This window comes from Micromonospora sp. NPDC007220 (assembly GCF_040634035.1).
Taxonomy (GTDB): domain Bacteria; phylum Actinomycetota; class Actinomycetes; order Mycobacteriales; family Micromonosporaceae; genus Micromonospora; species Micromonospora reichwaldensis.
In genome coordinates this window covers 151,464-171,457 of sequence record NZ_JBEYEU010000007.1, presented here as the reverse complement: position 1 = coordinate 171,457, position 19,994 = coordinate 151,464, and the positions used below count along the sequence as shown (strand labels likewise).

17 protein-coding genes and 2 tRNA genes are annotated in these 19,994 nt (G+C 73.1%); 7 read left to right on the top strand and 12 right to left on the bottom strand.

Annotated features, from left to right (window positions below):
* The first annotated feature begins 227 nt into the window (after positions 1 to 227).
* The gene (locus ABZ573_RS16445; protein ID WP_151452772.1) at positions 228 to 4,658 is read left to right on the top strand and encodes an HAD-IC family P-type ATPase; all 4,431 of its coding nucleotides are present in this window, start codon (positions 228 to 230) and stop codon (positions 4,656 to 4,658) included.
* A 91-nt stretch (positions 4,659 to 4,749) separates the two neighbouring features.
* Positions 4,750 to 5,553 (top strand): MBL fold metallo-hydrolase, encoded by an 804-nt coding sequence (locus ABZ573_RS16440; protein ID WP_151452771.1) that lies wholly within the window; start codon positions 4,750 to 4,752, stop codon positions 5,551 to 5,553.
* A gap of 169 nt (positions 5,554 to 5,722) precedes the next feature.
* Here ABZ573_RS16440 and ABZ573_RS16435 read toward each other — a convergent pair whose 3' ends face one another.
* Both ABZ573_RS16435 and ABZ573_RS16430 read right to left on the bottom strand, forming a co-directional pair.
* Positions 5,723 to 6,142 carry a CBS domain-containing protein gene (locus ABZ573_RS16435; RefSeq protein WP_151452770.1) on the bottom strand — a complete coding sequence of 140 codons (420 nt, stop codon included), beginning with the start codon at positions 6,140 to 6,142 and terminating at the stop codon, positions 5,723 to 5,725.
* A 140-nt stretch (positions 6,143 to 6,282) separates the two neighbouring features.
* Positions 6,283 to 7,269, bottom strand: a complete 987-nt coding sequence (locus ABZ573_RS16430; RefSeq protein ID WP_151452769.1) for an L-threonylcarbamoyladenylate synthase — start codon at positions 7,267 to 7,269, stop codon at positions 6,283 to 6,285.
* A 108-nt stretch (positions 7,270 to 7,377) separates the two neighbouring features.
* Here ABZ573_RS16430 and ABZ573_RS16425 point away from each other — a divergent pair, with 108 nt between their 5' ends.
* The 3 genes from ABZ573_RS16425 to ABZ573_RS16415 are packed head-to-tail and all read left to right on the top strand — an operon-like array spanning position 7,378 to position 9,341.
* Positions 7,378 to 7,920 (top strand): DapH/DapD/GlmU-related protein, encoded by a 543-nt coding sequence (locus tag ABZ573_RS16425; protein ID WP_151452768.1) that lies wholly within the window; start codon positions 7,378 to 7,380, stop codon positions 7,918 to 7,920.
* Positions 7,921 to 7,950: 30 nt separating this feature from the next.
* On the top strand, positions 7,951 to 8,706 hold the full coding sequence (locus ABZ573_RS16420; protein ID WP_192581254.1) for an HAD family hydrolase: 756 nt from the start codon (positions 7,951 to 7,953) through the stop codon (positions 8,704 to 8,706).
* The gene (locus ABZ573_RS16415; protein WP_151452766.1) at positions 8,703 to 9,341 is read left to right on the top strand and encodes a class I SAM-dependent methyltransferase family protein; all 639 of its coding nucleotides are present in this window, start codon (positions 8,703 to 8,705) and stop codon (positions 9,339 to 9,341) included. Before ABZ573_RS16420 ends, ABZ573_RS16415 begins: the two co-directional genes overlap by 4 nt.
* Before the next feature lie 50 nt (positions 9,342 to 9,391).
* Here the strand turns inward: ABZ573_RS16415 and ABZ573_RS16410 are convergent.
* From ABZ573_RS16410 to gyrB, 6 genes are all read right to left on the bottom strand, one after another.
* Positions 9,392 to 9,467 (bottom strand) — tRNA-Ala (locus tag ABZ573_RS16410).
* Between the two features lie 42 nt (positions 9,468 to 9,509).
* Complete coding sequence (locus tag ABZ573_RS16405) at positions 9,510 to 9,638, bottom strand: DLW-39 family protein (protein ID WP_210834795.1); 129 nt, start codon at positions 9,636 to 9,638, stop codon at positions 9,510 to 9,512.
* Between the two features lie 44 nt (positions 9,639 to 9,682).
* A tRNA-Ile gene (locus tag ABZ573_RS16400) sits at positions 9,683 to 9,756 on the bottom strand.
* A 221-nt stretch (positions 9,757 to 9,977) separates the two neighbouring features.
* The gene (locus tag ABZ573_RS16395; protein WP_358118822.1) at positions 9,978 to 10,889 is read right to left on the bottom strand and encodes a DUF3566 domain-containing protein; all 912 of its coding nucleotides are present in this window, start codon (positions 10,887 to 10,889) and stop codon (positions 9,978 to 9,980) included.
* A 4-nt stretch (positions 10,890 to 10,893) separates the two neighbouring features.
* The gene (gene gyrA, locus ABZ573_RS16390) at positions 10,894 to 13,413 is read right to left on the bottom strand and encodes a DNA gyrase subunit A (protein ID WP_151452764.1); all 2,520 of its coding nucleotides are present in this window, start codon (positions 13,411 to 13,413) and stop codon (positions 10,894 to 10,896) included.
* Between the two features lie 130 nt (positions 13,414 to 13,543).
* On the bottom strand, positions 13,544 to 15,490 hold the full coding sequence (gene gyrB, locus ABZ573_RS16385; RefSeq protein ID WP_151452763.1) for a DNA topoisomerase (ATP-hydrolyzing) subunit B: 1,947 nt from the start codon (positions 15,488 to 15,490) through the stop codon (positions 13,544 to 13,546).
* 506 nt (positions 15,491 to 15,996) lie between these two features.
* Between gyrB and ABZ573_RS16380 the strand changes: the two genes are divergently transcribed.
* Complete coding sequence (locus ABZ573_RS16380) at positions 15,997 to 16,551, top strand: hypothetical protein (protein WP_151452761.1); 555 nt, start codon at positions 15,997 to 15,999, stop codon at positions 16,549 to 16,551.
* Here the strand turns inward: ABZ573_RS16380 and ABZ573_RS16375 are convergent.
* On the bottom strand, positions 16,536 to 17,012 hold the full coding sequence (locus tag ABZ573_RS16375; protein ID WP_358118819.1) for a MarR family transcriptional regulator: 477 nt from the start codon (positions 17,010 to 17,012) through the stop codon (positions 16,536 to 16,538). The two genes, ABZ573_RS16380 and ABZ573_RS16375, sit on opposite strands and share 16 nt — an antisense overlap.
* 94 nt (positions 17,013 to 17,106) lie before the next feature.
* On the opposite strand from ABZ573_RS16375, the gene ABZ573_RS16370 reads away from it, so the two are divergent.
* Positions 17,107 to 17,334, top strand: coding sequence for a hypothetical protein (locus ABZ573_RS16370; RefSeq protein ID WP_132235445.1), 228 nt, complete (start codon positions 17,107 to 17,109; stop codon positions 17,332 to 17,334).
* A 3-nt stretch (positions 17,335 to 17,337) separates the two neighbouring features.
* Here the strand turns inward: ABZ573_RS16370 and ABZ573_RS16365 are convergent, their stop codons facing one another.
* Genes ABZ573_RS16365 through gnd form a run of 3 tightly spaced genes read right to left on the bottom strand, consistent with a single transcriptional unit; the run spans position 17,338 to position 19,980 of the window.
* A complete protein-coding gene (locus ABZ573_RS16365; protein WP_358118817.1) occupies positions 17,338 to 17,967 on the bottom strand; it encodes a DciA family protein in 630 nt (209 codons plus the stop codon).
* Positions 17,957 to 19,090 (bottom strand): DNA replication/repair protein RecF, encoded by a 1,134-nt coding sequence (gene recF / locus ABZ573_RS16360; protein WP_358118815.1) that lies wholly within the window; start codon positions 19,088 to 19,090, stop codon positions 17,957 to 17,959. The genes ABZ573_RS16365 and recF overlap by 11 nt, the downstream gene beginning before the upstream one ends.
* A 17-nt stretch (positions 19,091 to 19,107) precedes the next feature.
* A complete protein-coding gene (gene gnd, locus ABZ573_RS16355) occupies positions 19,108 to 19,980 on the bottom strand; it encodes a phosphogluconate dehydrogenase (NAD(+)-dependent, decarboxylating) (protein ID WP_132235451.1) in 873 nt (290 codons plus the stop codon).
* Positions 19,981 to 19,994 lie beyond the last annotated feature (14 nt).

The following is a 19,994-nucleotide window of genomic DNA, read 5'->3' as shown; positions in this document are numbered from 1 at the left end:
CAGTTCGATCAGCATGCGACAAGCCTCGGACCTCAACCCGGCTTCAGGTCAAGGGAGACCCGACCCTCTCCGGCCCATCCGGGGAACTTCCGCTGCTCGGAGCGCATAACGGACGATCAGCCGGGAAGCCAGGCCGCCGGAGCTTCGGGCGTGGGAGGCGAGATGGCGTACGGCGGGAGCAGCGGCAGCGAGGGGCCTGACCGGCGCCTGTCCGGTCGTACGCCTCGATGATCTCACTGGTCCGCACCGCCGGCCGGCTCCTTCCGCCGGTGACGGTGCCGCCGGTCGTCGGCGAGGCGTCCCGGAACGTCGGTGCCGTCGCGGCCCGGCTGGCGCGGGCGGCCGGGCTGGGCCGGCGTCGGGTCTGGTCCCGCCCCGGGCGGCACCACATCGAGGTGCTCGGGGTCTGCCAGGACGGCGGCGACGTCCTCGCGCGGCAGGTCGAGGCGGCGCTGGAGCGGATGCCCGGCGTGGAGTGGGCGCGGGTCAACGCCCCGTCCGGCCGGGTGGTCGTCGCCGTCGGTACGCCGGAGCCCGCCCTGCGGGACCTCATCGCGACCGTCGCCCGCACCGAACACACCTGTCCGCACGAGCCGGACCCGGAGATCCCGCCGCCGCACCCGCCCGAGGAGGGGCCGCGCACGCCGCGCACCCTCGGCGCGCTGGCCTCCGACGCCCTGGGCCTGACCCTCTCCGCCGCCACCCGGATCCTGCCGTTCACGCCGGTGCCCGGGGAGGTCGCCGGGCTGCTCGGCGCGGTCGACCTGCACCCGAGGCTGCACGCGCTGGCGGACCGGGGGCTGCGTGCCGACCCCCGGGCCGAACTGCTGTTCCCGCTCGCCGAGGCGGTGGTGCAGGGCCTCACGGGTAGCTGGACCGGGCTCGTGCTCGACAGCGCGCACCGGGTGGTGCAGTGGGGCGAGGCGCGCGCCCAGCTCCGCGCGTGGGAACAGGCCGAGCCTCGGCTGACCGGGCATCCGGAGCGGGCCGCCGCCTCCGTGCCGAAGATCGAGCGCCCCCGGCCGAAGCCGGACGGCCCCGTCGAGAGGTACGTGGCCCGGACGCTCGACGCGGGCGCCGTGGCGGCGGCCGCCGCGACGCCGGTCGTGGGTGGGAAGCGGGCCGCCGCGCTGGGCCTCTCCACGCTGCCCAAGGCTCCTGGCAGCGGGCGCGAGGGTTATGCCGCGCAGCTCGGCCTGATCCTCGCCCGGCGCGGGGTGATCGCGATGGACCGCAGCGTGCTGCGCGAACTCGACCGGATCGACACCCTGCTGCTGGACGCCGCCGTACTCGGCTCCGACCGGGGCGTGCTGGCGGACCTGGCGCCACTGGCCGGTGCGGACACCGGGCGGGTGGCGGCGCGCGCGTTCGCCCTCTTCGACCCCGCCGCGCCCCGGGAGTTGCGGCACGCCGACGGCTGGCGGCTCGGGCCGCTGGACGCGCTGGACGTCGAGGACCCGGGCGACACCGACGACAGCCGGCGGCTGCGCGACGCGGGCGCCCCCGTGCTCGGCCTGGCCGACGGCGACACCCTCGCCGCCGTACTGCGGGTCGAGCCGGAGCCGGCGCCGGGCGTCGACGCGCTGCCGGCCGCCGCCCGCCGGGCCGGCCTGCGGCTGGTCGTGGCCGGCGACGACGAGCGGCGGTACGACTTCGCCGACGCCCACCTGCCCGGCCGCGACCGGCTGGTCGAGTCGGTGCGGGAGCTGCAACGCGACGGGGCCGTGGTGATGGTGGTCTCCGGTGACCGGGCCGCGCTCGGCGCCGCCGACTGCGGGCTGGGGATCGCCGCCCCCGAGGACCTGCCGCCCTGGGGCGCGCACCTGCTGGTCGGCGCCGACCTGCGGGTGGCGGCGCTGGTGGTCGAGGCGGCCGGGGTGGCCCGCCGGATGGCCCGGCAGAGCATCGGCCTGGCCATGGCCGGCACCGGCCTCGGCGCGCTGAACGCGCTCACCGCCCCCCGCGAGCGGCTGCCCGGACGCGCCCTCATGGCCGTGAACGGGGCGGCGGCGCTGGCCTTCGCCCACGGCGTCCTGCGGGCGCACCGGCTGCCCGGCCCGGCGAACTCCCCGGCGCCCGACATCACCGCGTGGCACCTGATGCCGTCCTCCACCGTGCTCGACCAGCTCGACACCGGCCCGGACGGGCTCGCCACCGACGAGGCCGAACGCCGCCGGGGCAACCGGGACGCCCGGCCCTCGGGGCCGACGGGGCTGCTCCGCGCCTTCGTCGACGAGCTGGCCAACCCGCTCACCCCGGTGCTGGCCGCCGGGGCGGTGCTCTCGGCCACCTTCGGCTCGCCCGTCGACGCCGCCCTGGTCGGCGGCGTGGTCGGCGGCTCGGCGCTGCTCGGGGCGGTGCACCAGCACAACACCGAGCGGTCGCTGGCCGAACTGCTGTCCCGCTCGGCGGTGACCGCCCGGGTACGCCGCGACGGCGCGGAGCGGATCCTGCCGGCCGAGGACCTGGTGCCGGGGGACGTCGTCCTCCTCGAATCGGGGGACGCCGTCCCGGCCGACTGCCGGGTGCTGGAGTCGGCCGGGCTGGAGATGGACGAGTCATCGCTCACCGGCGAGTCGCTGCCGGTCGGCAAGACCGACCAGCCGGTGGTCGCCGCTGCTGTCGCCGACCGGCGGTCGATGCTCTACGAGGGCACCAGCGTCGCCGCCGGCCACGGAACGGCGGTGGTGGTCGCGACGGGTGCGGGCACCGAGGCGGGGCGGAGCCTGGCGATGGCCCGGCAGGCCCCGCCGTCGAGCGGTGTGGAGGCACGGCTGGGCCGGTTGACCCGGGCGGCGATCCCACTGGCCGCCGGCTCGGCGGTGGCGGTGGCCGGCGCGGGCCTGCTTCGGGGCGTACCCCTGGCCCAGACCGCCGCGACCGCCGCGAACCTGGCCGTCGCGTCCGTCCCGGAGGGGCTGCCCTTCCTGGTCAGCGCCGCACAGCTCGCCGCCGCACGGCGGCTGGCGGAGCACGGCGCGCTGGTCCGCAACCCGCGCACCATCGAGACGCTCGGGCGGGTGGACGTGCTCTGCTTCGACAAGACCGGCACCCTCACGGAGGGGCAGCTGATGCTCGCCGGGGTCGGCGACGACGGCCGGTACGCACCGGTCGACCGCCTCGACGACGGCCTGCTGCGCACCCTCTCGGCCGCGCTGCGCGCCACCCCGGGCGCCGACGACCCCCACGACCTGGCCCAGCAGACCGACCGGGCGGTCCGGTCCGGCGCGCAGGCCGCCGGGGTGACCGAGCAGACCGGCGCCCAGGGATGGGAGCCGGTGGGTGGGCTGCCGTTCGAGCCGTCCCGCGGCTACCACGCCACCGTCGGCCGGGCCGGGGACCGGCTGCTGCTCAGCGTGAAGGGGGCGCCGGAGTCGGTGCTGCCCCGGTGCTCAAGCTGGCGTACGCCGGGGGGACGCGACGAGCCCCTCGACGACGAGGGCCGAGGCGGGTTGCACGCCGTGCTCGCCGACCGGGCGGGGGCGGGACACCGCATCCTCGCCGTGGCCGAATGCCGGGTCTCCTCGCCCGGAGTCACCGACGATCAGGTGCACGACCTGACCTTCGTCGGCTTCCTGGCCCTCGCCGACGGGGTACGCGAGAGCGCCGCCCCCGCCGTGCGCCGGATCCGCCAGGCCGGCGTGCACACCATCATGATCACCGGTGACCATCCGGCGACCGCCGAGGCGATCGCGGCCACCATCAGCGACCACGAGGAGCAGCGGGTCGTCACCGCAACGGAACTCGACCAGCTCGACGACGAGGCCCTCGCCGCGCGGCTCGCCGCCACGGACGTGGTGGCCCGGTGCACCCCGGCGCACAAGGTCCGGATCATCCAGGCGTTGCAGCGGTGCGGACGTACGGTGGCGATGACCGGCGACGGCGCCAATGACGCCGCGGCGATCCGGCTGGCCGACGTGGGCATCGCCCTCGGTCAGCGGGGCACCCCGGCGGCCCGGGCGGCGGCCGACCTGGTGGTCACCGACGACCGGCTGGAGACCATCATCGCCACCCTGGTCGAGGGCCGGGCGATGTGGTCCTCGGTACGCCACGCGCTCAGCATCCTGGTCGGCGGGAACCTCGGCGAGATCGCGTTCAGCGTGCTGACCGCCGCCGCGACCGGCCGCTCGGCGCTCACCGGCCGGCAACTTCTCCTGGTCAACCTGCTCACCGACCTGGCACCGGCGTTGGCGATCGCGATCCGGCCACCCGACGCGGACCACGCCGACGGCCTGCTCCGGGAGGGCCCCGACACGTCGCTGGGCGAGACGATGACCCGGGAGATCGGGCTGCGCGCCGCCGCCACGACGCTGGGCGCCACCGCTGGCTGGACGTTGGCCCGCTACACCGGGCGACGCAGGCGGGCGGGCACCGTCGCACTGGTCTCGCTGGTCGGCACCCAGCTCGGGCAGACGGTGCTGGCCGGCGGCACCAGCCCGGCCGTACTGGCCTCCACCGCCGCGTCGCTCGGGGCGCTGGTGGTGGTCGTCCAGACACCGGGGGTCAGCCACTTCTTCGGCTGCACACCGCTCGGCCCGGTCGGCTGGACCATCGCGACGGGCTCCGCGCTCGGCGCCACCTTCGCCAACGGCGCGCTCACCCGCCTCGTGGAGCGCCTGCCCGGCTCCGGGTCCGGCACGGACGACGAAGCGGCGTGAGCGGGCCCGGCGTCCGCAGTCGACCAGCACGCCGTGACCCCGGCCCGAATGGGCCCGCCGATCACGGGTAGGGCTACCGGTGGAGGTGCACATGTCGACGACACAGCCCGAGGTCACGTTCATCGGCACCGCCACCACGGTGCTGCGGATCGGCGGGTTCACCCTGCTCACCGACCCGAACTTCCTGCACCGGGGCCAACGCGCGTACCTGGGCAAGGGGCTCTGGTCGCGACGGCGCACCGACCCGGCGCTGCGGATCGCCCAACTGCCGTCGCTGGACGCGGTCGTCCTCTCCCACCTGCACGGCGACCACTTCGACCGCGTGGCCCGCCGGGAACTCGACCGGGAGTTGCCCATCGTCACCACTCCCGCCGCCGAGCGGAAGCTGCGCCGCTGGGGCTTCCGGGCCGCCGAGGGGCTGCCCACCTGGAACTCCCGGGAGCTGCGCCGCGACGGCGAGACGCTGCGGCTGACCTCGATGCCGGGCAGGCACGGGCCGGGCGCGCTGGACCTGCTGATGCCCGACGTGATGGGCACGATGATCGACCTGGAACGTGACGGCAGCCGCCGGTTCCGCCTCTACGTCACCGGCGACACGCTCAACCGGCCGATGCTGGCCGAGATCCCCGAGCGGTACCCGGACATCGACGCGATGCTGATCCACCTCGGCGGCACCCGGATCGCCGGCATCCTGCTCACCATGGACGCGCGGCAGGGCGCCGACCTCGTCGAGTTGGTCCGGCCGAAGCTCACCGTGCCGATCCACTACGACGACTATCCGGTGTTCCGCTCGCCGCTGGGCCACTTCGTGGCGGAGGCCCGGCGGCGCGGCCTCGCCGGAACCGTCCGCACCATCGCCCGCGGCGAGACCGTCCCGCTGACCCCGCCGGACTGAGCCGCCGGCCCCCGGCCCATCCGGTCCCGCCAGCGCCTCCTCCCGCGCATCCGGCCCACCCGGTCCCGCCAGGGCCGCCTCCCGCGCATCCGGCCCGTCGGTGCCCCGCGTACGCCGATCGCCGCCTCCCAGCCGGGGCCGGAGGGCGGCGATCGGTCGTGACGTGCGGTCAGACGCGCTCGGAGATGGCCTCGATGAGGTCCCCCACCGGGCGCTCGGGCAGGGAGCGGGCCACGTCGGCGACGGCCACGATGCCGACGAGCTCGTGCCCGTCGATCACCGGCAGCCGGCGCACCTTGTGCTGGCTCATGGTCCGCAGGATCTCCGCCGCGTCGTCGTCGGCGCCGATCGTCACCGCCTCGCCCTGGGCGAGTTCACCGGCGGTGACGCCGCCCGGGTCGCGGCCCTCGGCGAGGACCTTCACCACGATGTCGCGGTCGGTCAGCATTCCCTTGAGGCGGTTGTCGTCCCCGCAGATCGGCAGCGAGCCTACGCCCAGCTGGGCCATCTGCTTGGCGGCCGTCTTGAGGTCGTCCTGCTCACGGATGCAGGTCACGTCGTTCGTCATGATCTCGCGTGCGGTCGGCACTGGCTGACACCTCACTTCCAGGGGGTCGTTGCCGTTTCTCCTACCCCCGTCCTCCCGGCCCATGCGCCCGGGAGGAACCGCCGGCACCGACAGCGTTCGCGCCCGCCGGGAGGCGGCGCCGCCCGACCCGGGTGCCCGCGTCAGGCCGTCGGGTGCCAGGTGGCGGCGGCGCGGCGCAGCCGGTCGTTGACCGCGCGGCCGACGCCCACCTCGGGAACCGGCTCGACCAGGATCTCGCCGACCCCGGCGGCGTCCAGCTCGTGCAGCGCGTCGAACAGCCGCGCGGCGGCCTCCGTCAGGTCGCCGGCGGCGGAGAGCACCTCCACGGCCGCCCAGTCGCCCGCCGGCCGGTCCCGGAAGGCCAGGAAGCCGCGCCGGACCCCGTCGGCCGCCGGCGGCTCGCCGCCCGAGGCCAACCGCAGCGGCGTACGCGGGGCGTAGTGCGCCGCCAGCGTGCCGGGCGCGACGGGCTGACCGGAGCTGCCCGGGCGTACGGTCACCGGGCCGGCCGCCTCCTCCAGCGCCTCCACGGGCAGCGCGCCGAGGCGCAGCACCACCGGCCGCCCGCCCCGGGCGTCCACGATGGTCGACTCGATGCCGCACCGCGTCGGCCCACCGTCGAGCACCACGTCCACGGCGGCACCCAGGCCCCGCACCACGTGCTCCGCCCGCGTCGGGCTGAGCTGGCCGAACCGGTTCGCGCTCGGCGCCGCCACCGGCACCCCGGCCTCGGCGATGAGCGCCCGCGCGTACGCGTTGTCCGGCACACGGACCGCCATCGTCGCCAGCCCGGAGGTGACGATCGGCGGGATCGCCGCCGGCCGGTCCACGATCAGCGTGAGCGGCCCGGGCCAGAAGCGCTCGGCCAACGCCGTCACCGCCGCCGGCACCGCCCCGACCAGCTTCTCCAGCTCGGCCGCGTCCGCGAGGTGCGTGATCAGCGGATCGAAGCTGGGCCGCGCCTTCGCCTCGAAGATCCGGGCGGCGGCCCGGGCGTCCAACGCGTTCGCGCCGAGCCCGTAGACGGTCTCGGTGGGAAAGGCCACCAACCCGCCGGTACGCAGGACGGAGGCCGCCTCGGCGATGCCGCTGTCGGCCGGGAGCACGCGTGGGGATCCGGTGGTCACGCCTCCGACGCTAACCTGCCGAGGCGGGCGGCTCGTGGGCGGCCGGGCGGAACCGCGGTGCCCTGCGCCGGCCGCGCCCACGCGTGAGCCGACAGGAAGGATCGTGGCGTGTCCAGCGACCGTCTGATGCGTATCCACAGCCCCGAGTTCCAGGCCATGGCCGAGCGGGTCCTGCGGGTCACCGAGCTCACCTCCCGTCTGAACGTCCTGCCCTTCGAGGACGAGGCGGGCAAGGCGAAGCTGTTCGCACAGATCCTCGGCAGGCCGCTGCCGAAGAGAGTCACGATCTATCCACCCTTCTACACCGACCACGGCCTCCGCCTGGACCTCGCGGAACGCGTGTTCGTCAACCAGAACTGCACGTTCCTGGACTACGCCGGCATCCGGCTCGGTCAGGGAGTGATGGTCGGGCCGAAGGCCACCTTCATCACCGTCGGCCACCCGGTCGATCCGGAGGAGCGACGGGGCTGGCTCAGCGGAGGGCCCATCGACGTGGCGGAGAACGTGTGGATCGGCGCCGGTGCCACGATCCTCCCCGGCGTCAGCATCGGCCGGGACGCGGTGGTCGCCGCCGGCGCGGTCGTGGCCGAGGACGTACCGCCGGCCAGCCTGGTGACGGGCGGCAAGGCGACCGTGTATCGACAGTGGTGACGCCTGTCCCGGTGCGCGAGGATGACGGGCATGCTTCGTCCCCCTCGGGCTCTCCTGCTGGACTTCGGCGGCGTCCTGGCCGACGCGCCACCCCAACCGCCGGCCCCGCCGGGTCTGGTGCGGCGCCTCGCCGAACTCGTCGACGGCGCCGTACCGGACGAGCAGATCACCCGTGACCTGGGCGAGGGCTCGCGGGCCTACGCCCTGTGGCGCGACGACGTGGGCAGGACGGACGACCCGGTCGAGCTGCCGCACGCCCAGGTGTGGGCCGACTTCGTGACCCGGTCCTGGCCGCAGGAGGCCCGCGCCGCCGTCGAGCGGGAGGCGACCCCGCTGGCGTACGCCTGGACCTGGCGCCGGGAGTGGGCGGTGCGTCCCGGCATCGGCGAGGCCCTGCGGCACGCCGCCGACGCCGGCCTGCCGATGGCGGTCGTCAGCAACACGCTCTGCGGCGCCGCCCACCGGGACTTCCTGGCCGCCGCGGGGCTCTCCGGGCTGTTCGGGGCCGAGTTCTACAGCGACGAGGCCGGGCCCCGGAAGCCGAACCCGGAACTGGCGCTGCTGGCGGCACGCGCCATCACGGTGCCGATCGGCGACTGCTGGTTCGTCGGCGACACCGTGCACCGCGACGTCGTGTGCGCCCGTCGCGCCGGCACGGGCGCCGCGATCCTGATGCGCTCGCCCCGCACCGACCGGGAACCGGCGCTCCCGGGAGTCGAACCGGACGCGCGGATCGAGGACGGCCACGGGCTCCTCGCGCTGCTGCGTGAGCACGCCCGCCCGTGACCGGCGGTACCGACTGGCAGGCGTGGCACGAGCCGTACGCCGACGTGGACTCCCCGCTGTCGCGTCGGCTGCGGCTGGTGCAGCAGCACATCGCCTCGTGGCTCGACGAGCGCTCCGAGGAACGGCTGACGGTGGTCAGCGCCTGCGCGGGGCAGGGCCACGACCTCATCGGTGTCCTCGCCGCACGGCCCGCCTCCCCGCGCATGCACGTGACCCTGCTCGAGTACGACGCCGGCAACGTGGCCGCCGCGCGGGCCGCCGCCGACCGGGCCGGCCTCTCCCACCTCGTGATCAGGCAGGCGGACGCGGGCCAGCTCTCCTCCTACGCCGGGACGGTTCCGGCCGACCTGGTGCTCATGGTCGGAGTCTTCGGCAACATCCCGGACGCCGACGTGCAGCGGACGGTCGCCGCCCTGCCCCAGTTCTGCGCGGCGGGTGCCACCGTGATCTGGACCCGGGCGCGGCGGGCACCGGACCTCACGCCGGCCGTACGGGGGTGGCTTCGCGACGCCGGCTTCGTTGAGGAGGCGTTCCACGCTCCGGCCGACGTGCGGTTCTCCGTCGGCGTCCACCGGTTCGAGGGCACACCGCGACCTCTGGACGCCACGGGAACGCTCTTCACCTTCCTGCGCTGACCGGTGATGCTGTCGCGAGCGTCAGGAACGAGATCAACCAAGGGAAGTGCTGGTGGAGCCCAGGGGACTCGAACCCCTAACCCCTGCCTTGCAAAGGCAGTGCTCTGCCAGTTGAGCTAGGGCCCCGGGAGGCGGACGAAGCCGCCGGTGCCGGCAGTGCCAGCGAGGTCAGCGCAGGTCGGGCGCGGTGGTCGCCTCGTGCCACAGGGCGCGCTCGTCGTTGGAAGCCTTGACCTTCCTGGCCACCACGGCTGCCACACCAACGACGCCGGCCAGGATCAGAAGCTTCTTGAACATGGGGCCTACCCCTCGCGCTCGACTGCCGTCGGACGAATGTGCGGTGGGGCTAGCTGGAATCGAACCAGCGACCTCAGAGTTATCAGCTCTGCGCTCTAACCGACTGAGCTATAGCCCCGCGTGGCGACGAGCAAGGTTAACCCATCCGTCCGTCCGGCCCCAAATCGGGGGCCGCCGCGACGTCCGGGCGTTGCCGTCGCTTCTGAACCTACCGGAGGCTTCCCGCCCGGCCCAGCCGATTACGTCGCCCGCACGCCCCGCCCGGACGCCCGGTGACGTGCTCCGGACGCACGGAAGCCGGGGCTCCGCGCTCGGCGGTGCCCCGGCTTCCGAGGTGGTTCAGTCGCGCTCGGCGAGGGTCAACTCGATACCGCCGACCAGGTCCGCGCAGACGTTGTAGACGAAGGCCCCGAGCGTGGCGAGCGCCGTGAACAGCACGACGTTGACCAGGCCGATCAGCGCCGAGCTCAGGATCACGCCCTTGGCGGTGATCTGGAAGCCGCTGGTGCTCTGGCCGCCGCCCGCGCTGACCAGGTCGGTCAGGCTGTCGTTGACGCTGGTGAACACGCCCATCGCGTCGAGGGCCAGGTAGAGCACCGAGGTGGCCACCACCACGACGATGAAGAGCACCACCGAGACCGCGAACGCGAACTTCATGACGGACCAGGGGTCGATCCGCTTGAGGTTCAGCCGGGCCCGGCGCGGCCCGCGCGACGCGGCCGAACTGACCGACGTACGCGCGGCGCGTACCGCATCACCCACACGGGCCGCCCCGACGGCGGCGGCGCCGCTGATACCCGGCGGCAGGCCGCCCCCGTTGGCGGGGCGGCCGGCGCCGGCCGGGCCGCCGCCGTCCGGCTGCGGCTTCGCGGTGCCCGTCACGCGGGGCTGCGTGCCGGTGGTGCCGGTGATCCGCGGCTGTGTCCCGGTGGTGCCGGTCGACTGGGCGGCACCGACCTTCAGCGGCTGCGTCGTCGTCGGTGTGGCGGCGGCCGGCTTGGCGGCGGGGGCCGGCTTGTCGACCCCCACCGCTTCGGTCCGGTCCGCCGCGTCGCCGTCCTCGGAGGGCTTGTCCGGAGGCGGTGTCATCCCGGGCGCCCGGGTGAATTTCGGGGCAGGCGCGTCGGCGGGGACGGTCGCCCGACCCACGGCCGCGCGGCCGGTCGCTGGTGTGCCGCTCTTCGCGGCCTCCTCGTCGACCGGGGTGGCCGAGGTCCCCGTGTTCCCCGACTTCGCCTGTGTCTCCGTCATTCAACTAGTCCTGTTCGTCAGGCTCGTCGGCATTGCGAGCAATCGCCACGATAGTCACGCCATCCGGAAGGTCCATCAGCTTGACCCCCATTGTGTTCCGGTCACGCGTACGGCGTACAGGCTTCACCGGAGTCCGGATGACACCACCGTTGCTGGTGATCGCGAACAGCTCGTCGTCCGGGTCGATCACCACCGCGCCGACCAGACCACCGCGCCGCTCGGTGATCTTCGCAGTCAGCACGCCCTTACCTCCCCGGCCCTGCACGGGGTATTCCTCGATCGGGGTGCGTTTCGCATATCCCCCGTTCGTGGCCACCAGAACGTCCAGTCCCTCGCGGACCACCTCCATGGCCAGCAGGACGTCTTCCTCGCTGAAGCGCATGCCGATCACGCCCGAGGTGGCCCGCCCCATCGGGCGCAACGCCTCGTCGCTCGCGTTGAACCGGATCGCCTGCGCGTTCTTCGAGACCAGCAGCAGATCCTCCTCCGGCGCGACGAGCGCCGCCCCGACCAGCTCGTCCTCGTCGCGCAGGTTGATCGCGATGATGCCGCCGGACCGGGGGGAGTCGAACTCCTCGAGCCGAGTCTTCTTCACCAGGCCGTTCTTCGTGGCAAGTACCAGGTAGGGAGCCACCTGGTAGTTCGGAATCTCGATGATCTGCGCGATCTGCTCGTCGGGCTGGAACGCAAGCAGATTGGCCACGTGCTGGCCCTTGGCCACCCTACTGGCCTCCGGCAGTTCGTACGCCTTCGCCCGGTAGACGCGCCCCTTGTTGGTGAAGAAGAGCATCCAGTCGTGGGTCGAGCATACGAAGAAGTGGCTGACGATGTCGTCCTGTCGGAGCGTCGCACCGCTGACACCCTTGCCGCCGCGCCGCTGTGACCTGTAGAGGTCGACCTTGGTCCGCTTCGCGTAACCCGTACGGGTGATCGTGACCACCACGTCCTCGCGGGCGATGAGGTCCTCCATGGAGACCTCGCCCTCGAACGGCACGATCTTGGTGCGCCGCTCGTCGCCCCACTTGGCGACGATCTCGCCCAGCTCCTCCGAGACGATCCTGCGCTGCCGCTCGGGCTTGGCGAGGATGTCCTTGAGGTCGGCGATCTCCACCTCCAGCTTTGCCAGGTCGTCCAGGATCCGCTGCCGCTCCAACGCGGCGAGCCGGCGCAGCTGCATGTCGAGGATCGCGGTCGCCTGGATCTCGTCGATCTCCAGCAGCCGGATCAGGCCCTGCCGGGCGTCCTCGACCGTGGGCGAGCGCCGGATCAGGGCGATCACCTCGTCGAGGGCGTCCAGCGCCTTGGACAGACCGCGCAGGATGTGCGCCCGCTCCTCCGCCTTGCGCAGCCGGAACGCCGTCCGCCGGCGGATCACGTCGATCTGGTGCTCGACGTAGTAGCGGATGAACTGGGCCAGGTTGAGCGTGCGCGGCACCCCGTCGACCAGCGCCAGCATGTTGGCGCCGAAGGTCTCCTGGAGCTGGGTGTGCTTGTAGAGGTTGTTCAGCACCACCTTGGCGACGGCGTCGCGCTTGAGCACGAGCACGATCCGCATGCCGGTACGCCCGGAGGACTCGTCGCGGATGTCGGCGATGCCGGCGAGCTTGCCCTCCTTGATCAGCTCGGCGATCCGCTCGGCCAGGTTGTCCGGGTTCACCTGGTAGGGCAGTTCGCTGACGACCAGGCAGGGGCGACCCCGCTTGTCCTCCTCGACCTCCACCACGGCCCGCATCCGGATCGACCCGCGCCCGGTGCGGTACGCGTCCTGGATCGCCTGCGTGCCCACGATCAGGCCGTGGGTGGGGAAGTCCGGCCCCTTGACGATCTCCAGCAACGCGTCGAGGGTGGTGGCCTCGTCCTCCTCCGGGTGCTCCAGGCACCACTGCACGGCCGCGCCGATCTCGCGCAGGTTGTGCGGCGGGATCTTGGTGGCCATGCCGACCGCGATGCCCTCGGAGCCGTTGACGAGGAGGTTCGGGATCCGCGACGGCAGGATGGTGGGCTCCTTGGCCCGGCCGTCGTAGTTGTCCTGGAGGTCGACGGTGTCCTCGTCGATGTCCCGCAGCATCTCCATGGCCAGCGGGTCCAGCTTGCATTCGGTATATCTCATCGCGGCAGCAGGATCGTTGCCCGGCGAGCCGAAGTTGCCGTTGCCGTCGACCAGCGGGTAGCGCAGCGACCAGGGCTGCGCCATCCGGACCAGCGCGTCGTAGATCGCCGAGTCGCCGTGCGGGTGGAACTGACCCATCACGTCGCCGACCACACGGGAGCACTTCACGTAGCCCCGGTCCGGCCGGTAGCCGGAGTCGAACATGGCGTAGAGGATCTTGCGGTGGACCGGCTTGAGCCCGTCCCGGACGTCCGGCAGCGCCCGCCCGACGATGACGCTCATCGCGTAGTCGAGGTAGGAGCGCTGCATCTCCACCTCGAGCCCGACCGGTTCGATGCGGTCGTGCGCGACGACGGCGGCAACGGTCTCCGGGAGCTCGGGCTCGTTGGGTGTGGACTCGGGGATATCGGTCACTGTTAACCCTTATCAGACTCAGAGTCGTTTTCGTGCTGTGGATAACGGCTGTGGATACCGGCCGTGCTGTGGATAACTCTGTGGACAGGCGGGTCGGCCGGTGGATGACCGGCCGGCCCGCCGGGACCCGTCAGATGTCCAGGAACCGGACGTCCTTGGCGTTGCGCTGGATGAACGAGCGGCGCGCCTCGACGTCCTCACCCATCAGCACGCTGAACAACTCGTCGGCGGTGGCCGCGTCGTCGAGCGTGACCTGACGCAGCGTACGCGTTGCCGGGTTCATCGTGGTCTCCCACAGTTCGGGGTAGTTCATCTCGCCGAGGCCCTTGAACCGCTGGATGTCGTCCGGCTTCGCGTTCGGCTTCTTCTGCTGGCGCAGCGCGATCAGGCCGTCCCGCTCGCGGTCCGAGTACGCGTACTGCGCGTCGTCGCCGCGCTTGTTCCACTTGATCTTGTAGAGCGGCGGGGCGGCCAGGTAGACGTGCCCCATCTCGACCAGCGGGCGCATGAAGCGGAAGAGCAGCGTGAGCAGCAGCGTCTGGATGTGCTGGCCGTCGACGTCGGCGTCGGCCATCAGCACCACCTTGTGGTAGCGCAGCTTCTCCATGTCGAAGTCGTCGTGGATGCCGGTGCCCAGCGCGGTGATCAGCGCCTGGACCTCGTTGTTCTTCAGCACCCGGTCGATCCGGGCCTTCTCCACGTTGAGGATCTTGCCGCGGATCGGCAGGATCGCCTGGGTTCGCGGGTCGCGGCCCTGCTTGGCGGAGCCGCCAGCCGAGTCGCCCTCGACGATGAAGACCTCGGACTCGCGCGGGTCGGTGGACTGGCAGTCGGCCAGCTTGCCCGGCATCGAGCCGGACTCCAGCAGGGACTTGCGCCGGGCCAGCTTGCGCGCCTGCTGCGCGGCGATCCGGGCCCGGGCGGCCTGGGACGCCTTCTGGATGATGATCTTCGCCTCGGCCGGGTTGCGGTCGAACCAGTCGACCAGCCGGTCGTTGCAGACCCGCTGCACGAAGCTCTTCACCGGGGTGTTGCCCAGCTTGGTCTTGGTCTGGCCCTCGAACTGCGGGTTGGCCAGCTTGACCGAGATGATCGCGGCCAGGCCCTCGCGGATGTCCTCGCCGGAGAGCTTCTCGTCGCCCTTGAGCAGCTTCTTGTCGGTGCCGTAGCGGTTGACGACGCTGGTCAGCGCGGCCCGGAAGCCCTCCTCGTGGGTGCCGCCCTCGTGCGTGTTGATCGTGTTGGCGAAGGTGTAGACCGACTCGCCGTACGACTCGTTCCACTGCATGGCGATCTCGACCGACATGCCCTCCTCCTCGGCGCCGAACTCGACCACGGTCTTGTGGATCGGGTTCTTCGAGGCGTTGAGGTGCCGGACGAAGTCGGCGATGCCGCCCTTGTAGCAGAAGGTGACCTCGCGCGGCTTGCCCTCCTCGCCCTCCGGGACCCGCTCGTCGAGCAGGTGGATGGTGAGGCCCCGGTTGAGGAAGGCCATCTCCTGGAGCCGCCGGTAGATGGTCTGGAAGTCGAAGTCGACCGTCTCGAACACGTCGGCGTCGGGCCAGAAGGCCACCGCGGAACCGGTGCGGTCGGTCGACTCGCCCTTCTCCAGCGGGGTCGGCTTGGAGTTGTGGTACTGCTGCCGCCAGACGAAGCCGGACTTGTGGATCTCCACCGCCATCTTGGTGGAGAGGGCGTTCACCACGGAGACGCCGACGCCGTGCAGACCGCCGGAGACCGCGTACGCCTTGCCGTCGAACTTGCCGCCCGCGTGCAGCACGGTCAGCGCCACCTCGACACCCGGCTTCTTCAGCTTCGGGTGCAGGTCGACCGGGAAACCCCGGCCGTTGTCGGTGACCCGGACCCCGCCGTCGGCGAGCAGCACCACGTCGATGGTGTCGCAGTGGCCGGCCAGCGCCTCGTCCACCGCGTTGTCGACGACCTCCCACACCAGGTGGTGCAGACCGCGCTCACCGGTCGACCCGATGTACATACCGGGGCGCTTCCGGACCGCCTCCAGCCCCTCGAGAACGGTGATCGACCCGGCGCCGTACTCCTGCTTGTCCTGCGCTGCCACCTTCGGCCACTTTCTCGCGCCGTCCGCACCTGGTGGCGCGTCGGGCGCGGGTTCGGCGGACAGGACGCGACGTCGACGCGCAGACCGGCACCGGGGACAATTCCGGGGTACGGGTCGAACGCGCCGGTCGCCGCGGTTGCCCGCGGATCGCGATCGGCTCGACCCGACGTGGACAATGATCGCGGGCCCCGCTCCGGGCCCGTGTCTCGTCGCTCCGCACCGGGTCTTCGTCTCAGGGTCAATCTTACTGTGCGCGGACGACAGAACCACCACTCGGCACCCCTGCGAGGCGGCTGAGACCGACGTAGCCGGCCGAACCGCGCCGCCCGCGACTCCCCCTACACGCCAGGGTGCGTTCGGGGGCGGCGCCGCCTGACGATCGGTGCGGGTCGGACGGCGGGAACGCCACCGCCGCCACGCCGTCGGCCCGGCCTTGATCTTTTCGGGCCGGAACCGGACGATCGAGCCGTTACGAACTATCCGTGCTCTCGAAGAGGTGACGCCCGATGGGGCTGGACAACGTCGCGGTGCAGTGGCCGCGGACCGGCCGCTTCTACGATCCGGTCGCGCCGGCCGAGTTCGTCGACTTCGGCGACATCGTCGACATGCCCCGCATCTCCGCGCCCACCGCGGCGCTCGCCGAGTTGATCGCCAAGACCGGCACCGTGCGGGCGACCGTGTACACCGAACTGGTCGACCTCCTGCTCGGCCTGGAGGGTGTGCTCTACGCCACTGACGCGGCGGCCGAGGACGAGGATCCGGTGATCGATCCCGACGGCTGTGCCTGGGTCGCCGGCGGCATCGAGCGGTTCGTGACCGGCCACCGCCCGCACGGCGAGGCCGTCACCTTCGACTCGGTGAGCCAGGTGCTGCGGTCGCTGCTCGCCGACGGGCGGTTGGCCGAGCAGCAGCTGCGCTGGCTCGACAGCCGCCTGGACGCGCTGCGCGACGAGAGCGGCGAGCCGCCGCAGTGGAACTTCACCTGCGCCGAGCTGGCCGTGCTGGCGGCCTTCTACCGGCGCTGCGCCGACCGCGGCTTCGCCGTCTACGCCGACGCCTGACCCCGCTCGCCGGCGGACCCGCGGTTGGCGGCGTCGATGACCCGGGTCAGCACGGCGTGCAGGTGGCGCAGGTCCTCGACCGGCATGCCGAGCCGTTCGACGATCGCTGGCGGGATCTGCTCGGCCCGCGCCCGCAGCGCCTGGCCGGCGGCGGTCAGCGTCACCGCGAGGCTCCGCTCGTCGGCGGGGTCGCGTTCGCGCCGGACGTAGCCGGTCGCCTCCAGCCGCTTGAGCAGGGGCGACAGTGTGCCGGGGTCGAGCTGGAGCAGGCGGCTGAGGTCGCGTACGGACAGCGGCGCGTGCTGCCAGAGGGCGAGCATCACCAGGTACTGCGGATGGGTGAGCCCCATCGGCTCCAGCAGGGGCCGGTAGACGGCGACGACGCCGCGTGCGGCGACGGAGAGCGCGAAGCACACCTGCTGTTCCAGCGCCAGGGGATCCCCGTCGGGCTGGTCGGTCACGGGCGGGCCTCCTCGTCGTCGTTGCGAGCGTACCAATGATTGGTGTACCAATGATTGGTACGCCAATCGTTCCCGTCGCACCGGAGGCCAGGCGATGACCGAGGAGAAGCCCACCCCGAAGGCCCCGGGCGAGGGCGGCCGCCTGATGGCCTGGGCGTTCCGGCGCCTCGCCGGCCCGCCGGAGGTCCAGGGCGCGGTGCAGGGCGGCTCGAACCACGCCCGGGAGGCGTGGAAGCGAGACCTGGAGCGGCGCAAGCAGTGGAGTCGCGAGCAGCGCGAGCGCAAGCGCGCCGAGCGGGAGGCCCGGCGCGAGGGTCGCTGACCGTCAGCCGTAGGTGTCCCGCGGGCCGCGGCCACGGACCCGGCGCGGGCCCTTCGACCAGGAGGGCGCTGCCGGGCCGTGGATGTGCAGCTTGCGCACCACGTTGTGGCCGACCTCGCTGGCGATCTGCTTGAGCAGCGAGCCGGCCAGCAGCCGCAGCTGGGTGGCCCACGCGGTCGAGCGGGCCTCCACGGTCAGCTCGCCGTCCTCCAGCTTCACCGGCCGGCTGTGCTGGGCCACATCCGGGCCCACCACCCGCTCCCAGGCGCCGAACACCGTCGCCTCGGCCGCCGGCTGCTGCCAGCCACGCGCCTTGACGAGCCGGTTGAGCACCGCGCCGAGCAGCTGCGGATCGCGCGGGTCCGGCCCGGGGCCGGAGTAGCCGCGCAGCCGCCGCTGGCCGCCCTCGCCGTCGCCCCCGCCGGAGGTACGCCGACGCGTACGGGCCGCCGACTCCCGACGGGCGCGCGCCGCGTCCAGCACGGCCCGCGCCAGCTCCGGGCCGCTCGCCCCGGCCGGCGGCGCGTCGCCGCCCGTCGCGCTGCCACCCGTCGCGCTGCCGGAGTCGCCGCCGGTCGTTCCGCCGCCACGGCCCGGGCCGAGCCGGGCCGGCGGAAGCTGCTCATCCGGCACGTCGCACCGTCCCCTCGCTCACGGCGTACCGGGCGCCGCGCAGGGACACCGGCACGTCCTCGTCGACCGCGCAGGTCACCAGCAGCTGGCTCGCCCCGCCGACCAGCTCCGCCAGCCGCTCCCGCCGCCCGGCGTCCAGCTCGGCGAAGACGTCGTCGAGCACCAGCACCGGCTCGATGCCGTCGGAGCGGAGCAGGTCGTAGGCGGCGAGCCGCAGCGCCAGGGCGTACGACCAGGACTCGCCGTGGCTCGCGTACCCCTTGGCGGGCAGCGGGCCCAGGGTCAGCGCCAGTTCGTCGCGGTGCGGGCCGACCAGGGTGGTGCCCCGCTCGACCTCGGCGGGGCGGGACTCGACGAGCGCGGCGGTCAGCGCCGCCGCCAGGGCCTCCCGGTCGGTGGTGGGCTCCGCCAGTTCCACCGACGGCCGGTACGCGATCCCGGCGGCCCCCCGTCCCGCCGCGACAGCGTCGTACGCCTTCGTCACGTGCGGGCCCAGCGCGGCGACCAGTTCCAGCCGGCCGGCGAGCAGCTCGGCGCCGTGTCGGGCCAGGTGGGTGTCCCAGACCGCGAGGGTCGACAGGTCCCCGCCCCGCGACCCGCCCGTCTTGCGGGCCAGGTACGCGGTGCGCAGCAACGCGTTGCGCTGCTTGACCACCCGCTCGTAGTCGGCCCGCACCCCGGCGAACCGGGGCTGGCGGCTGACCAGCAGGTCGTCGAGGTAGCGGCGGCGCTCGGCCGGGTCGCCCCGGACGAGCTCCAGGTCCTCCGGGGCGAACAGCACGAGCCGGAGCGCGCCGAGGACGTCCCGCGCCCGGCGGGCCGGCGACCGTCCGAGCCGGGCCCGGTTGGCCTTGCCCGGAACGATCTCCAGCTCGACCAGCAGCTCGCGCCCCTCGTGCACGACCGCGCAGCGGATCACCGCCGAGGAGGCGCCCATCCGGACGAGGGGGGCGTCCGTGGCGACCCGGTGCGAATCCAGGGTCGCCACGTAGCCCAGCGCCTCGACCAGGTTCGTCTTGCCGACGCCGTTGGCGCCGATCAGGACGTTCGCCCCCGGCTCCAGGTCCACGCCGACCCGCTCGTACGAGCGGAAGTCGACCAGTTCGAGCCGGCGGACGTACACAGGCGCGGGGATTCCGGTCAGCGCTTGCGGACGGCGTGACCGCCGAACTGCTGGCGCAGCGCGGCGACGGCCTTCATGGCGGGCGAGTCGTCCTGGCGGGAGGCGAAGCGGGCGAAGAGCGAGGCGGTGATCACGTTCAGCGGCACGGCCAGCCGGACCGCCTCGTCGACCGTCCAGCGGCCCTCGCCCGTGTCCTCCGTGTAGCCGCTCAGCTCGGCCAGCTCCGGGTCCTCGTCGAGGGCCCGGTCCAGCAGGTCGAGCAGCCAGGAACGGACCACGGTGCCCTCGCGCCAGGACTTGAACACCCCCGGCACGTTGGTGACCAGCTCGGACTTGGCCAGCAGCTCGTAGCCCTCGGCGTAGGCGTGCATCAGGCCGTACTCGATGCCGTTGTGCACCATCTTGGCGTAGTGCCCGGCGCCGACCGGCCCGGCGTGCACGAAGCCGAATTCGCCCTCCGGCTTCAGCGACTCGAAGATCGGCATGAGCCGGTCGACGTGCTCCTGGGCGCCGCCGACCATCAGCGCGTAGCCGTTCTGCCGGCCCCAGACGCCACCGGAGACGCCGGCGTCGAGGTAGCCGATGCCGCGCTCGTTCAGCCGCTCGGCGCGGGGCGCGTCGTCGCTGAAGCGGGAGTTGCCACCGTCGATGATGATGTCGCCCTCGCCGAGGACGTCGGCGAGTTCGTCGATGGTCGCGTCGGTGACACCGGCGGGAACCATGACCCAGATCGCGCGGGGCGACTCCAGCTTCTCCGCCAGCTCCGCCAGGGTCGCGACATCGCTCAGCTCCGCGTTGTGGTCGAAGCCGACCACCTCGTGCCCGGCGGCGCGCAACCGCTCGCGCATGTTGCCGCCCATCCGGCCGAGCCCTACCAGGCCGAGCTGCATGTGTTCCTACCTCC